We start from the raw sequence: 15,104 nt of genomic DNA, 5'->3' as shown, positions 1-15,104 counted from the left end.
AGTTGACCCGCCAGGAGCGCAACTCCTACTGTCCGTATCACTCCTCAGGTTGACATAAAGCTAAATCTCAACTTGAGGGTGAGGGTTTGGGAAACGACGGCACGGGACCCCGTGCCGCATGAAATTGCAAGTCAACGAGCGGAAAGGCCCCTCGTCGTGGCAGCACCGCAGAACTACCTCGCGGTCATCAAGGTTGTAGGAATCGGCGGAGGCGGAGTCAACGCCGTCAACCGGATGATCGAGGAGGGACTCAAGGGCGTCGAGTTCATCGCCATCAATACCGACGCCCAGGCGCTGCTGATGAGTGACGCCGACGTCAAGCTCGACGTGGGGCGTGAACTCACCCGCGGCCTCGGCGCCGGGGCCAACCCCGACGTCGGGCGAAAGGCCGCCGAGGACCACCGTGAGGAGATCGAAGAGGTCCTCAAGGGTGCCGACATGGTGTTCGTCACCGCCGGTGAGGGCGGCGGCACGGGCACCGGGGGTGCGCCGGTGGTCGCCAACATCGCGCGGTCACTGGGCGCGCTGACCATAGGTGTGGTGACCCGCCCCTTCAGCTTCGAGGGCCGGCGGCGGGCGATGCAGGCCGACGCGGGCATCGAGACCCTCCGCGAGGAGGTCGACACCCTCATCGTCATCCCGAACGACCGGCTGCTGTCGATCTCCGACCGGCAGGTGAGCGTGCTGGACGCCTTCAAGGCGGCCGACCAGGTGCTGCTCTCCGGTGTCCAGGGCATCACCGACCTGATCACCACGCCCGGTCTGATCAACCTCGACTTCGCCGACGTGAAGTCCGTCATGTCCGGTGCCGGTTCGGCGCTCATGGGCATCGGCCACGCCCGCGGCGACGACCGGTCGGTCGCGGCGGCCGAGATGGCCGTCTCCAGCCCGCTGCTGGAGGCCAGCATCGACGGCGCCCACGGCGTGCTGCTGTCCATCGCGGGCGGCTCCGACCTCGGCCTGTTCGAGATCAACGAGGCGGCCCAGCTCGTCTCCAACGCCGCCGCGCCGGACGCCAACATCATCTTCGGTACGGTCATCGACGACGCCCTGGGCGACGAGGTGCGCGTCACCGTGATCGCCGCGGGCTTCGACGAGCCCGCCCCGCAGCCCAAGCCGCTGCCGCAGCAGGCGAACCGTGCCCAGTCCGCGCGTCCGGCGGCCTCGCCGCCGGCGGCGCCTGCGGTCCGCGCGGTGGCGCCCACGGTGAAGGCCGAGCCCCGCCCGGAACCGCGGGCCGAGCACGCGCCGCCGCTGGTGCGGCCCGTCTCCACCCCGGCGCCGCCGGTGGAGCCCCCGGCCCAGCAGATCCACCCGGTTCAGCCCGTCCCGGCGATCTCGCCCGCCCCGCCGGCGGCGCCTGCGGTGGAACAGGCCGAGCCGCAGCGCGCGGAGGAGCCGTCCGCCCCGCCGGTGTCGATCCCGCGTCCGGCTCCCGAGCCCGCGCAGCCGACCCCGATCTCGGCCCGGGTCCCCGACCCGGCCCGGCGTCGTCCGGTGATCTTCGAGGAGCAGGAAGAGGAGCTCGACGTCCCCGACTTCCTGAAGTGACATTGCTCACGGCCGGGTGGGCGACGGATCACCCGGCCGTGACGGGGAGAATGGACTCCGCCGGTTTCCCAGCGTTCGAGCGGCGGAGATGTGACGGAGACAACACGACGTGACGAGATCGCGGCCGGGCTGGCGCGCGTCGAGGCGGAGATCGCCGAGGCGTGCCGGGCCGCCGGCCGTGACCGCAAGGAGCTGACGCTCATCGCGGTGACCAAGACCTACCCGGCCTCGGACGTACGGCTGCTGGCCGGGCTCGGGGTGACCGACGTGGGGGAGAACCGCGACCAGGAGGCTTCGGCCAAGGCCCGCGAGTGCGCGGACCTGAACCTCTCCTGGCACTTCGTCGGCCAGTTGCAGACCAACAAGGCCCGTTCGGTGGTCCGCTACGCCGACGTCGTCCACTCGGTCGACCGCCCGCGTCTGGCCGAGGCGCTCGGCCGCGAGGCGGCCGGCGCCGGCCGGCGTGTCACCTGCCTGGTGCAGATCGCCCTCGACGACGACCCGGACCGGGGCGGCGTACGGCCCGCCGGGGCCGCCGCGCTGGCCGAGGCGATAGCCGGTACCGAGGGGCTCGTGCTGGGCGGGGTGATGGCGGTCGCGCCGCTCGGCGCGGATCCCGGGCGGGCCTTCGCCAAACTGAGGGAGATCGCCCAGGAGGTGCGAGAGGCCCATCCGGGGGCGGACGTCATCTCCGCGGGCATGAGCGGCGACATGTCCCAGGCCATTGCCAACGGGGCGACACACCTGCGTGTCGGTACGGCGTTGCTCGGTCGCAGGAAGCCCTTCGTCAGGTAATGTCCCTTCAAGTGGGCCTTGGCGGCCGCGTACCCGGATAGTGGTCGAACGGTGATGGGTTCAGGAAGGTGTCGTTCCGCCCCGAACACATCGAAGTAAGACGGAGGAAGAAGCAGCGATGGCCGGCGCGATGCGCAAGATGGCGGTCTACCTCGGTCTTGTGGAGGACGACCGCTACGACAGGTACGACGGTTACCCCGACGACGACTACGACGACTTCGAAGAGGCCCGGCGTGACGTCGAGGAGCGGCCTGGCACGGTCCACGAGCGCGACGACGACACCGAGACCGGCGTACCCGCCCAGCGGCCCGCGACGGCGGTCCTGGAGCGCCGCACGACCGATCTGGCCCGCATCACCACGCTCCACCCCCGCACCTACAACGAGGCCCGGACGATCGGCGAGCACTTCCGGGACGGCACCCCGGTCATCATGAATCTGACCGAGATGGTTGACAGTGACGCAAAGCGGCTCGTTGATTTCGCGGCAGGTCTTGTCTTTGGCCTACATGGCAGCATTGAACGTGTTACCAACAAGGTGTTCCTGTTGTCCCCAGCCAATGTCGAGGTGACCGCCGAGGACAAGGCTCGAATCGCCGAACGCGGATTCTTCAACCAGAGCTAGAGTGCCACCATGAACAGTGACCGGCCGGACGGGTCCCGACGGGGCCGAGGGCGGCAGAGCGAAGTGGAGGCGGGGGCAGGCCGTGGGGATCGTTAGCGGGATCTTGGTCTTCGTCCTGTCCATCTACCTCGTCCTGCTGATCGGAAGAATGATCTTGGAGACGGTGCAGGCGTTCGCCCGCCAGTGGCACCCCACGGGTGTCGTCCTGGTACTGGCGGAAGCCGTATACACGGTGACCGACCCACCTCTCAAGTTCCTCCGCCGTTTCATTCCGCCACTCCGGTTGGGTACGGTGGCCTTTGACCTAAGCTTCACAGTGCTGTTCATTGTGGTCTTGGTCTTGATCCAGCTCGTGTCCGCGCTTCGTTGATCGGGTACCGTCCCTCCGGACAGACTCCAGGCGCGCCAAGGAGACCGAAATGCCGCTGACGCCCGCAGATGTGCGGAACAAGCAATTCAGTACGACCCGGCTCAGGCCGGGCTATGACGAGGAAGAGGTAGACGCCTTCCTCGATGAGGTCGAGTCCGAGTTGGACCGTCTCATCCAGGAGAACGAGGAGCTCCGCGCCAAGCTCGCGGAGTGCATGCGGGGCAAGGTCCCCGGCGGGATGGGCATGGCCATGGCTCCGGCCCCGGTCGCCGAGCCCAAGCCGGAGATGATGATGCCGCCCCAGCCGGAGCCGATGCGGGCTCCCGAGCCGGTCCAGCACCAGCAGCCCGTTCCCGTCGGCATGGGCATGCCCCCGGCCGAGGACAACATGGACACCGCGGCCCGAGTGCTCGCCCTCGCGCAGCAGACCGCCGATCAGGCGATCGCCGACGCCCGCCGGGAGGCGGACGAGACGGTGACCCGGGCCCGCCGCGAGGCCGACGACATCCTGGGCAAGGCCCGCCGCCAGGCCGAGCAGATCATCGGCGACGCCCGCGCCCGCGCCGAGACCCTGGAGCGCGACGCGCAGGAGCGGCACCGCCAGGCCATGGGCACCCTGGTGCAGACCCGTGACGAGCTTGAGCGCAAGGTCGAGGAACTGCGCAGCTTCGAGCGTGAGTATCGCAGCCGCCTGAAGCTGTACCTGGAGAACCAGCTCGCGGAACTGAACGTCGCGGCCGAGGGCAGCGGCGGGTTCCCGATCGTGAGCGGTCCTCCGGCGATGTCGCACGCCGTGACCCCCGGCCAGCCCACCCTGCAGAGTGCGCCGAACCCGTTCGGCGGTGCCGAGCCGTCGCAGCACTCGGGCGCCTTCCAGGGCGTTGACGGTCCGCACAACGACCGCCGCTAAGGTGTCGGGTCATCGTCTTGACCCGCATCCGGGAGTCTCTCTGTGATCCTCATCAGCGCTGGCCTGGTCCTCACGGCCATCGTCCTGCTCATCGCGGGATTCGTGCTGACCAAGCCGTTTCTGGTCATGTGGTCGATCGCGGTCAGTGTGCTGTCCGCGGTCTTCCTGGTGATCGGGGCGTTGTTACGCCGCCACGAGTTGTTCCCCGGCGCTTCCGCCGGGGCCTCTCCGCCCCAGCCCCCTCAGGGGCCGTTGCCCCCCGGTGCCGTCCCCGCGCCGCATGGCGTGCCGAACCGGCCTCCGGCGCCGCACGGGATGGTGCCGCCCGGTGTGCCGCAGGCGGCGGTCGTGCCGCCCGGTGTGCCGCAGGCGGCCACCGTCCCGCCCCAGCCGCGGCGCGGCCCGGCGGCCGGTCCGGCCACCGCCGTGAAGCAGGGCGGTCTGGGCGCCGAGGCGATCGTCCTGGTCATTCCCGGGCGTAAGCGCTACCACATCGCGGGATGCCGCCAGCTGGCCGGCCGGGATCATGAGGAGCTCACCCACGAGGAGGCACGGGAGGAGGGCTTCACGCCCTGCACCACGTGCCTGCCCGAGTTCACCGCGGCCCCCCTGCCGCAGGAGGCCCCGCCCGGGGCCAAGGAGACCGCCGGTCCCCCGGCCGCCGCACGGGAGCCCGCTCCCGCCGGGGGCGTCCCGGAGTCAGGTCCCCGAGAGCCCGGACCGCACGAACCCCACTCCCGCACATCCGGTTCCCAGCCCCCCGGTTCCCCTGAGCCCGACCGGCACGAGGCCACGGCCCGCTTCGTCCCGCCGTACACCCCCGTCACCCGGCAGGGGCCTTCGCAGGCTTCGCCGGTCGCCCCCGAGGCGCAGCCGGTGAGGCGCGACCCCCAGCCCGCGGCGGCCGAGAACGCGGTGTCCCGGGCCACGGAGCCCGAGGCCACGGTGTCCCGGCCTGCGGGGCCCGAGGCGGCGGTGTCCGAGGCGGCCCCGCCGTTGCGCGCGGCGAAGCCCGCCGCGCCGGCCGAACCGGCCGAACCGCAGGTGTCCGCCGAGCCCACGGTGTTCCTCGAGCCGCTGGTGTCGATCGAGCCCCCTGCGCCGGTCGAGCCCTCAGCACCGGCTGATCCCCAGGTGCCGGCCGAGCCGCAGGAGCCCGCCGAGTCCTCGGCGTCCACGGTGACCTCGTTCCCGGTGCTGCCGCCGATCCCCGAGATACCGCACGCCGAGTCCTCGGCCACGAACTGGTTCAGCCGTGACGAGGCCACCCGGTCGCTCCCGCCGGAGTCCGCCGAACCGTCCGCGGACGAGGGCGGGACACCCTCCGAGCAGGAGGAGGCATCCGCGGGCCGTCCCGCGCCGTCCGGCTCACCGGCCGCCGCTGAGGGGCCCGTAGCCGACGCCGGGGAGAGCTCCGGCCCCGTGCCCCGCACGGGCTCCGGAACGGCCCCGGCCGAGCCTGTGGCGGCCGGGCCGGAGCCGTCACGGGCGACGGGGGCCGACCCCGAGCCGGTCCGGACCGAGACGACCGGGTCCGCCGGGCCCGAGTCCGGAGAGATCGAGATCGTCGACGACGAGCCGGAGACCGGCGGAGCCGTCTCCGCGGGTCACGCCGACGAGGACGCCGATGAGGACCCCGAGCCGGTGGAGCCGGCCGAGACCGAACCCGGGCGGCCGACGGCGGCCGACTCCGCCTCGCCGCGGCCGGCGACCCGGACCACGGCCCCGGTCGCGTCACCCGGCCCCGACGACGAACGCGACGAGGAGGTCACCTCGCCCGGCGGTCTACCGGTGATCAAGGATGAGCCGCGTCCCGTCCCCGGAACGGGGAAGGCGGAGCCCGAGGCGGGCGGCGCGACAGTGAAGATCATCTCTGGTACGCGCCGCTTCCACGAAGCCTCCTGCCCCATCGTCAAGGGCGCCGACATCGGCGGCACCGGTGTGGAGACCATGTCCCGCGCCGAGGCTGAGGAGGCGGGTCTGAGCGGCTGCCCGATCTGCCGGAACGACCGCTAGGCGCGCCGGTCACGAGCGTCGCCGGTGGCGGGGGATCACCCGATCGACGGTGAGGACCTCCGGGGATGGAGCAGCCGTGCTCCATCCCCGGAGGTCTTCGCGTTCCGCCGGGCGGAACATCCGCCTCCACCGGCCCGCGGCGGGGTTCGCCGCCGCGGGACGGTGGGGTCAGGCCGTGACGCGCCGGAGCTGGAAGGTCAGGCCCAGGTCGCCGTCGTGGTGGACGGGCAGGCCGTCGGCCGAGCCCTCGGTGAAGGAGACGGCGAGCACCTCGTCGGCCACGGCGCCGCCCTGGGTGCGCAGAGCCTCGGCCAGCTCGGGGTCGCCGGTGGACCACCAGACGTCGATCCGGTCGCTGATGGCCAGGCCGGTCGACTTGCGGGTGTCCTGGAGCAGGCGGACGACGTCACGGATCAGGCCGGCGCGGCGCAGCTCGTCGGTGATGGTCAGGTCCAGGGCGATGGTCTCGCCGGCCCCGGACTCCACCGCCCAGCCCGACCTCGGCTGCTCGGTGACGATCACGTCGTCGGCACCCAGCTCGACCGTGCCCAGCTCGCCCGCGTCCACCGTGACCGGCGAACCCGAGCGGAGCGCTCCGGCCAGTGCCGCGGGGTCGGCGGCGGTGACGGCCGCGGCGACCAGCTTGGTCTGCGAGCCGAACCGCTTGCCCAGCGCCCGGAAGTTGGGCTTGACCGTGTACGCCACCAGGTCGGCCCCGATCCCGGAGAGGTCCTCCAGGTTCTTGACGTTGAGCTCGTCGGCGATCAGCTCGCGCAGCTCCGCCGAGAGGCCGGCCCAGCCGGGGGCGCCGACCAGGGCCCGGCCGAGCGGCTGACGGGTCTTCACCCCGCTCGCCGCGCGGGCCGAGCGGCCCAGCTCCACCAGGCGGCGCACCAGCGCCATCTGCTCCGTCAGCGCGGGATCCAGCAGTTCGGCGTCCGCCCGGGGCCAGGAGGCCAGGTGCACCGACCCCGGGGCGTCGGCCTGACGGAGGACGTCCCAGACGTGGTCGGTGGTGAACGGCACCACGGGTGCCATCAGCCGGGTGACGGTCTCCAGGCACTCGTACAGCGTGGCGAACGCCGCGGTGTCACCGGCCCAGAAACGCCGGCGCGAGCGCCGGACGTACCAGTTGGACAGGTCGTCGAGGAACTCGGTCAGCCGCCGCCCGACCCGGGCGGTGTCGAAGACGTCCATCGACGCGGTGACCTCGCTGACCGTACGGTGCAGCTCGGCCAGGGCCCAGCGGTCGATCAGCGGGCGCGCCGCGGGAGCGGGGGCCTCGGCGAGCCGGGACGGGTCCCAGGACTCGGCGTTGGCGTACAGGGTGAAGAACGACGCGGTGTTCCAGTAGGTGAGCAGGACCTTGCGGACGATCTCCTCCAGGGCGCCGTGGCCGACCCGGCGGGCCGCCCACGGGGAGCCGGAGCAGGCCATGAACCAGCGCAGCGCGTCGGCGCCGTGCTGGTCCATCAACGGGATCGGCTGGAGCACGTTGCCCAGGTGCTTGCTCATCTTGCGTCCGTCCTCGGCCAGGATCAGGCCCAGGCACAGCACGTTCTCGTACGACGACCTGCCGAACACCAGCGTGCCGACCGCCATCAGCGAGTAGAACCAGCCGCGGGTCTGGTCGGTGGCCTCGCAGATGAACTGCGCCGGGTACGCCGCGTCGAGCATGTCGGCGTTGCGGTGCGGCGCCCCCCACTGGGCGAACGGCATCGAGCCGGAGTCGTACCAGGCGTCGATCACGTCCGGCACCCGGCGCGCCTCGGCGCCGCAGGCGGGGCAGGGCAGCGTGACGTCGTCGACGTAGGGACGGTGCGGGTCGAGGCCGGAGACGTCGCGGCCGGACAGGCGGCTCAGCTCCTCCAGCGAGCCGACGCAGGTCACGTGCGACTCGTCGGCGGTGCAGACCCACAGCGGCAGTGGGGTACCCCAGTACCGGGAGCGTGACAGCGACCAGTCGACGTTGTTGCGCAGCCACTCGCCGAAACGGCCCCACTTGATCGTCTCGGGGTACCAGTCGGTCTTCTCGTTCTCGGCGAGCAGTTCGTCCTTGATCGCGGTGGTGCGGATGTACCACGCGGGCAGGGCGTAGTACAGCAGCGCGGTGTGGCAGCGCCAGCAGTGCGGGTAGCTGTGCTCGAAGTGGTTGCCCCGGTACAGCAGGCCGCGCTCGGCCAGGTCGGCCGTCAGGCCCTCGTCGGCGTCCTTGAAGAACTTCCCGCCGACCTGCGGCACGCTGTCCAGGAAGCGGCCGTCGGGACCGATCGGGTTGACCACGGGCAGGCCGTACCGCTTGCAGGTGGTCATGTCGTCGGCGCCGAAGGCGGGCGCCTGGTGGACCAGGCCGGTGCCGTCCTCGGTGGTGACGTAGTCGCCGAGCACCACGTAGTGGGCGCCGGGGATGTCGACCAGGTCGAACGGGCGCCGGTAGGCGGTGTGCTCCAGTTCGGCGCCGGGGAAGGAGGCCAGCACCTCGGCGTCCTCGCCCAGTGCGGCGGTCAGCAGCGGCGCGGCGACCACCAGCACCTCCTCGGAGCCGGCCGGTCGCGCCGCGACGTAGGTCACGTCGGGGTGCACCGCGACGGCGGTGTTGGACACGAGGGTCCAGGGGGTGGTCGTCCAGATCAGCAGCGACGCGCCGAGCTCGGCGAGCGGGCCGGAGACGGCGGGCATGCGGACGTAGACCGACGGGCTGGAGACCGTCTCGTAGCCGCCCGGCTGGCCCAGCTCGTGGTCGGACAGGCCGGTGCCGCAGCGGGGGCAGTACGGGGTGATCCGGAAGTCGCGGAAGAGGAGGTCCTTGTCGAAGATCACCTTGAGGGACCACCAGACGGACTCCACGTACGCCGGGTCCATCGTCCGGTACGCCTGGGACAGGTCGATCCAGTACCCCATGCGCTCGGTCATCTCTTCGAAGGCGTCGACGTGCCGCAGCACCGACTCGCGGCACCGGGCGTTGAACTCGGCGACGCCGTACTCCTCGATGTCCTTCTTGCCGGACAGGCCGAGTTCCTTCTCCACGGCGACCTCGACGGGCAGCCCGTGGCAGTCCCAGCCGGCCTTGCGGGGCACGTTGTAGCCCTGCATCGACTTGTAGCGGGGGAAGACGTCCTTGAAGACGCGGGCCTCGACGTGGTGCACGCCGGGCATGCCGTTGGCGGTGGGCGGTCCTTCGTAGAAGACCCAGTTGGGGCCGCCGGAGTTCTGCTCCACCGAGCGTTCGAAGATCTTGCCGTCCCGCCACCGGCCGAGCATCTCGTGCTCGAGTGCGGGCAGGTCAACCTGCGCGGGAAGAGAACGGAAATAGGCGGACATAACGGGTGGGACCTCCACGCGACGCTGAAACGGGCAGTGGTGTGGAGGGACGAGACCTCGCGGCCCCGCGGTACCACCCTCCTTGACCTTCACGGGGAAGGCCCTCTTCCTTCGGTCTGCGGCCGGGTCTACTGGGCCGTCGCGACCGCCTCGGCGGGCGTCGGGCTGTTCTTCCGGCGGCTCCGGGGTGATTTTCCCTCCGCGCCTCGCCCCGGGCTCGCACCGTCCCCGGGTCGCTCCCGCGAGGGGCAGCGGAGGTAGTTGTCCCCATCATCGCTTTGCAGGTTCCACACGATAACGCACCCGCACTGCGGAAGCTTCCCCATATCGGTGAGGGCTGGGGGGAATCAGGGGGAAGGGGCTGGATGTTACGGGAGTGGTAAACAATGCGGCGGGTCGTTTGCCGTTCTGTTATGGCGGACCTATGCTGCCCGCACCGTTTACCGCATCGGAGACGGTCCGATCGAGCGAGGAGGCCGCCATGGCCGCGACTGTGCGCGCTGGTGAGAGCGCGGTATTGCCGTCACAGAACGGTGTCGTCGTCACGTGGTCGGCCGAGGAGCTCGCGGAGGTGCGCGCGCGACTGGCCGAGGAGATCCAGGAGCTCAACCAGGAGATCGCCAGAGCGGAGTCCGAGATCGCGTCCGCAGACGTGACCGACGGCGCGGGCGACGACCAGGCCGACGCCGGGGCCAGGACGTATGAGCGCGAGCGTGAGATCGCCCTTACCCTGAACTCGCGCGATCTGGTCGCGCAGAACGAGCGAGCGATCGCCCGGATCGACGCGGGGACCTACGGAGTGTGCGAATCGTGCCATCAGCCGATCGGAAAGGAGCGCCTGCAGGCGTTCCCGAGGGCGACGCTGTGCGTGACCTGCAAGCAGCGGGAGGAGCGCCGCTGACCGGCGACGCCGCGGACGGGGCGGCGCCGGCCGCCCCGCCCCTGGCCCGGCGGCGGGTCGCCACGCTCATGACGGTCTTCCCGATCGTCTACGTCCTCGACCTCGTGACGAAGACGATCGTGCTGCGGACCCTGGAGGGCAGGGAACCGCTCGTGATCATCCCGGACCTCCTCCAGTTCCGGGTGATCTTCAACTCCGGGGCCGCCTTCGGCCTCGGTACGGGCCTGACGATCGTGTTCACGTGTGTCGCGACGGGGGTCGTGGTGGCGATCCTGCGCACCGCCCGCAACCTGCGCAGCCTGCCCTGGGCGGTGACGCTCGGCCTGCTGCTCGGCGGGGCGCTCGGCAACCTGACCGACCGCGTCTTCCGCTGGCCCTCGGGCTTCGGCCCCGGCAGGCCCTCGCCGTTCCAGGGGCACGTGGTCGACTTCATCGAGACCTTCCCCGGGCACTTCCCGATCTGGAACGTGGCCGACTCGGCGGTCGTCTGCGGCGGTATCCTCGCTGTCCTCCTCGCCTGGCGGGGATACCAGATCGACGGCACCCGCGACATGGAGCAGGGCGGGCAGGACGGAGAGGAGAAGAACGATGGCTGACCGGCGGAGTCTCCCGGTTCCCGACGGCCTGGAGGGCGAACGCCTGGACGCGGCCCTGTCACGCCTGTTCGGGCTCTCCCGCACCCGCGCCGCCGAGCTGATCGTCGCCGGTGACGTCCTCGTCGACGGCTCGCCCGCGGCCAAGTCCGACCGGGTCCACGGCGGCGCCTGGCTGGACGTGCTCCTCCCCCCGCCGCCCAGCGCGCCGATGCCGGTGGCCGAGCCGGTCCCCGGCATGCAGATCGTCTACGAGGACGACGACATCGTCGTCGTCAACAAACCGGTCGGCGTGGCCGCCCACCCGACCACCGGCTGGACCGGTCCCACCGTGATCGGCGGCCTGCTCGGCGCCGGGCACCGGGTGGCCACCAGCGGCGCGGCCGAGCGCCAGGGCATCGTGCACCGGCTCGACGCCAACACCACCGGCACCATGGTGGTGGCCAAGAGCGAGCACGCCTACTCCCACCTCAAGCGGGCCTTCAAGGAGCGCACGGTCGACAAGCGCTACCACGCGCTCGTCCAGGGTCATCTCGACCCCCTCCGCGGTACGGTGGACGCACCCATCGACCGGCACCCCGTCGGCGACGGCCGATGGGCCGTGGTGGCCGGTGGCAAGGAGTCGGTGACCCACTACGACACGGTGGAGGCGTTCCGGTCGGCGTCGTTGCTGGACATCAAGCTGGAGACCGGCCGGACCCACCAGATCCGCGTCCACATGTCGGCGCTGCGCCACCCGTGCGTCGGTGACATGCTCTACGGTGCCGATCCCACGCTGGCCGCCCGGCTGGGCGTGAGCCGCCAGTGGCTGCACGCGGTCTCGCTGGCCTTCGAACACCCCACGACGGGCGAGTGGATGTCCTTCACCACCGACTACCCGGACGACCTCGCCCTGGCCCTGGAACTGGTCGCGGCCGACCACTGACACCCGCGGGCCGCAGCCCCCGGGCCGGGCCGGCAGGCGGCCGGCGCCTTCTCACTTCGCCTTCCCCTTCCCCTTCTTTCCCTTCGTCTTGCCGTGGCCCTTCCCCTTGCTCTTTCCCCTGCCCTGGCCGTTCGTGACGGGGCCGCCCACGCTGCCGGCGGGCTCCACCCGTTCGCCGGAGAGTTCGTCCTCCTGACCGGTGCCCTCGTCGGAGCCGTCGCCGGAACCCTGCCCGGTGTCCGTGTCCTCGCCGGTGCTCCCGGAGTCGTCCCGGCCGGAGTCCTGCTCCGACTCCTCACCGGAGCCGCCGGAGCCGCCGGAGTCGTCGTTCCGGGAGTCGTCGTTCCCGGAGCGGCCGCCCCCCTTGTCACCGCGTGAATCGTCGCGCGGGCCCCCGTCCGACGGCCGGTCGGACGGCTCGCCGGAGGGCCTCTGGGTGGGAGCGGGACTCTCCTGTCCGGATCGGTCGGGAACCGGGAGAGCGGGGGAGGCGGACCCCTCCCCGGTGCCTTCGGGCCGGGCCGGTGCGGAGTCCTTCCGCGTGGGCAGCCGGGCCTGCTCGGGCCTGTTCTCCGGGGTACCGCTCTCGGCGGGCACGCTCACCGGGGCCGGTGGGCCGGCCGGGGGCTGCTCGGAGCCGTTGACGGCGACCCAGGCCGCCCCGCCCGAGGTCAGGACGAGGGCGAGCACTCCCGCCACCAGCGCGGACAGCGCCGGACGCCGCCGCCTCCTGCGAGGGGCCTCACCCGTGCCGGACCCGGCCGAGGAGGCGGGCTCCGGGGCGGGGCCGGACGACGACAGGGACGCCGCCCCGGACGAGGCCGCGGGTGCCGGTACGGGCGGGGAGGCAGGTGCCGGCATGGGCGGGGAAGCGGACGCGGGCCCGTACGAGGGCCCGGGTGCGACGTCTCCGGTCGCCGGCATCGGAGCGGCGGCCGATGAGACGCCCGGACCGGGAACGGCCCCGGCCCCCGGCGCGGGCACCGGCGCCGACAGGTCGATGGGCATGGTCGGCTCCGGCGAGGTGCCGTTCACCAGGGAGGCCAGGTGAATCTGCAGGTCGTGCGCGGACATGCGCTCCGCCGGATCCTTGCGGAGCAGACCGAAGATCACCGGGCCGAGCGCTCCGGCACGCCGGAGCGGTGGCGGCTCCTCGTGCATGACGGCGCTGAGCGTCGCCAGCGGGTGGGCCCGCTCGAAGGGGGAGCGGCCCTCGACCGCCATGTAGAGCGTCACGCCCAGCGACCACAGGTCGGAGGCGAACCGCGCCGGCCCGCCGTTCGCCCGCTCCGGCGCGATGAACGCCGGGGTGCCGATGAGCGCGCCGGTCCTGGTGACCGAGGAGTCACCTTCCAGCATGGCGATGCCGAAGTCGGTGAGTACGGCCCGGCCGTCCCTGGCCAGCAGGACGTTGTCCGGTTTGACATCCCGGTGGAGCACGCCCGCCTGGTGCGCGGCGAGCAGCGCTCCGAGCACCTCCAGCCCGATCCGCGCCACCCGCGCCGGGGGCAGCGGCCCCTCCTGTCTGATCACCGCGCCGAGCGTGCGGGAGTCGACCAGCTGCATGACGATCCACGGCCGGCCGTGCTCCTCGACCACGTCGTAGACCGTGGCCACCCCCGGGTGCCCGATCCGTCCGGCGGCGCGTGCCTCCCTGAGCGTCCGAAGGGTGAAGACCTCGCGTTCGGGGCCGGTCAGGTCAGGGGATGGGATGACCTCCTTGACCGCCACATGCCGTCCCAGCACCTCGTCACGCGCCCGCCAGACCGTTCCCATGCCTCCCCGGCCGATGTGCTCCAGCAGGCGGTAACGGCCTCCGATGATCTCCTGAGAATCGGACATGCGCCTCGACTACCCCTGAAAAGTGGTGACAATCAGGGCCCGGCGGATGACCCGCCGGGGGAGGGACGCCCTCCGGTGATCACCTCTCCGCTCCGGCCCGGCGCTGACCTGCGGGGCCGGGCGCTCCCCACCGGGGCACCGGAGGACGTGTATCGGTGAGGTAGATCTTCTACGGGCGAGGCATGACGGTCGCCGCGGGGACGCCAGGCCCGGCGTGCGCCGAGGCTCAGCCCAGCAGATACCGCGTCGCGGCGGTCACCACGGCCGCCACCGCCAGGACCACCAGGAACGGGGCACGGGCCAGCAGGGCCACGACGGCCGCGCCGAGCCCCGCGGTGCGCGGCCAGTCGACGTGGAGTTCCTGCCCGTGCGCGAAGGACTGCACCGCGATCAACGCGGCGAGCAGCGCCACCGGGACCAGCGCCGCGAAGCGCTGCACCCCCGGATGGTCGAGGATCCGGCGCGGCGCCGACAACCCGGCCAGCTTCAGCATGTAACACGCGGCGCACGTGGCGGCGACGGCCCACCAGATCGTCACTTCGGCCTCCTCAGCAGGACGGCGAGCGCGGCCACGGCCGCCAGCAGCACCGGCACGCCCGGCGGGGTGAACGGGGTCGCGGCCAGTGCGACCGCCGCACCGCCGCCCGCGACCAACCGTGAGGTCCGGGCCTCCCGTCCCCGGCCGGTGAGCCGGGGCCACAGGATGGCCAGGAACGTCGCGGGGCCGACCGAGTCCAGCCCGAACACCGCGGGGTCGGCGACCTGCGAGGTGCCCACCGCCCCGAGCAGGGTGGTGGTGTTCCAGGTGAGATAGAGGCTGGCGAACGTGACGAAGAACCCGGTCCTGGCCGACCGCTCGTCCGGCTGGGCCAGGGCGACCGCGGCTGTCTCGTCGATCACTCCGTGGGCCGCCGGCAGCCTGGCCCAGCCCCGTACGCCGAGCAGATCGGCGAGACGCAGGCCGTACAGGCCGTTGCGAGCCCCCAGCAGTATCGCACCCGCGGTGCCCGCGACCAGGCTGCCGCCGCCCGCGACGACGCCGACCAGCGCGAACTGGGAGGCGCCGGTGAAGGCGAACAGGCTCAGCACGCAGGCCTGCATGACGGTCAGCCCGGCGGTGACCGCCGCCGCGCCGAAGGCCACCCCGGCGAGACCCACCGCGATCCCCACGCCCAGTCCGTCCCTGATCGCCGAGGAACGAGTGGTCTCTTTCATGAGAAACGAGCTTATGTCCGTCTGTTAACCCTGGTCATGGCCG

General features: G+C 72.0%; 13 protein-coding genes. 9 read left to right on the top strand and 4 right to left on the bottom strand.

Features of this window, described 5'->3' with window-relative positions:
* Positions 1–156 precede the first annotated feature (156 nt).
* The 6 genes from ftsZ (at position 157) to F4562_RS06720 (ending at position 6,264) form a co-directional block, all read left to right on the top strand.
* Positions 157–1,551 carry a cell division protein FtsZ gene (ftsZ, locus tag F4562_RS06745; RefSeq protein WP_184543760.1) on the top strand — a complete coding sequence of 465 codons (1,395 nt, stop codon included), beginning with the start codon at positions 157–159 and terminating at the stop codon, positions 1,549–1,551.
* 90 nt (positions 1,552–1,641) lie between these two features.
* Positions 1,642–2,346, top strand: coding sequence for a YggS family pyridoxal phosphate-dependent enzyme (locus F4562_RS06740; RefSeq protein ID WP_184543762.1), 705 nt, complete (start codon positions 1,642–1,644; stop codon positions 2,344–2,346).
* 118 nt (positions 2,347–2,464) lie between these two features.
* Positions 2,465–2,968 (top strand): cell division protein SepF, encoded by a 504-nt coding sequence (locus F4562_RS06735; protein ID WP_184543764.1) that lies wholly within the window; start codon positions 2,465–2,467, stop codon positions 2,966–2,968.
* Between the two features lie 82 nt (positions 2,969–3,050).
* Positions 3,051–3,338 carry a YggT family protein gene (locus tag F4562_RS06730; RefSeq protein ID WP_184544111.1) on the top strand — a complete coding sequence of 96 codons (288 nt, stop codon included), beginning with the start codon at positions 3,051–3,053 and terminating at the stop codon, positions 3,336–3,338.
* Positions 3,339–3,387: 49 nt separating this feature from the next.
* Entirely contained in the window at positions 3,388–4,248 is an 861-nt protein-coding gene (locus F4562_RS06725; protein ID WP_184543766.1) for a DivIVA domain-containing protein, read from the top strand.
* A gap of 42 nt (positions 4,249–4,290) precedes the next feature.
* Positions 4,291–6,264, top strand: coding sequence for a hypothetical protein (locus tag F4562_RS06720; protein ID WP_184543768.1), 1,974 nt, complete (start codon positions 4,291–4,293; stop codon positions 6,262–6,264).
* A 168-nt stretch (positions 6,265–6,432) separates the two neighbouring features.
* On the opposite strand, the gene ileS is transcribed toward F4562_RS06720, so the two are convergent.
* On the bottom strand, positions 6,433–9,585 hold the full coding sequence (gene ileS / locus F4562_RS06715; protein WP_184543770.1) for an isoleucine--tRNA ligase: 3,153 nt from the start codon (positions 9,583–9,585) through the stop codon (positions 6,433–6,435).
* 493 nt (positions 9,586–10,078) lie between these two features.
* Between ileS and F4562_RS06710 the strand changes: the two genes are divergently transcribed.
* Genes F4562_RS06710 through F4562_RS06700 form a run of 3 tightly spaced genes read left to right on the top strand, consistent with a single transcriptional unit; the run spans position 10,079 to position 12,004 of the window.
* Positions 10,079–10,486: a TraR/DksA family transcriptional regulator gene (locus F4562_RS06710; RefSeq protein WP_311734117.1), complete on the top strand. Its 408-nt coding sequence runs from the start codon at positions 10,079–10,081 to the stop codon at positions 10,484–10,486.
* Positions 10,450–11,082 (top strand): signal peptidase II, encoded by a 633-nt coding sequence (locus tag F4562_RS06705; protein ID WP_311734097.1) that lies wholly within the window; start codon positions 10,450–10,452, stop codon positions 11,080–11,082. The genes F4562_RS06710 and F4562_RS06705 overlap by 37 nt, the downstream gene beginning before the upstream one ends.
* On the top strand, positions 11,075–12,004 hold the full coding sequence (locus tag F4562_RS06700; protein ID WP_184543774.1) for an RluA family pseudouridine synthase: 930 nt from the start codon (positions 11,075–11,077) through the stop codon (positions 12,002–12,004). Before F4562_RS06705 ends, F4562_RS06700 begins: the two co-directional genes overlap by 8 nt.
* A gap of 51 nt (positions 12,005–12,055) precedes the next feature.
* Here the strand turns inward: F4562_RS06700 and F4562_RS34675 are convergent, their stop codons facing one another.
* The 3 genes from F4562_RS34675 to F4562_RS06685 form a co-directional block, all read right to left on the bottom strand.
* Positions 12,056–13,846 (bottom strand): serine/threonine protein kinase, encoded by a 1,791-nt coding sequence (locus F4562_RS34675; protein ID WP_246473372.1) that lies wholly within the window; start codon positions 13,844–13,846, stop codon positions 12,056–12,058.
* Positions 13,847–14,072: 226 nt separating this feature from the next.
* Positions 14,073–14,384, bottom strand: coding sequence for a branched-chain amino acid transport AzlD family protein (locus F4562_RS06690; protein WP_184543776.1), 312 nt, complete (start codon positions 14,382–14,384; stop codon positions 14,073–14,075).
* Positions 14,381–15,061 (bottom strand): AzlC family ABC transporter permease, encoded by a 681-nt coding sequence (locus tag F4562_RS06685; protein ID WP_184543777.1) that lies wholly within the window; start codon positions 15,059–15,061, stop codon positions 14,381–14,383. Before F4562_RS06685 ends, F4562_RS06690 begins: the two co-directional genes overlap by 4 nt.
* Between the last annotated feature and the right edge of the window lie 43 nt (positions 15,062–15,104).

It is taken from the genome of Streptosporangium becharense, from assembly GCF_014204985.1.
Lineage (GTDB): Bacteria > Actinomycetota > Actinomycetes > Streptosporangiales > Streptosporangiaceae > Streptosporangium > Streptosporangium becharense.
The sequence above is the reverse complement of the archived record's forward strand: the minus strand, read 5'-3'. Positions and strand labels throughout refer to the sequence as shown.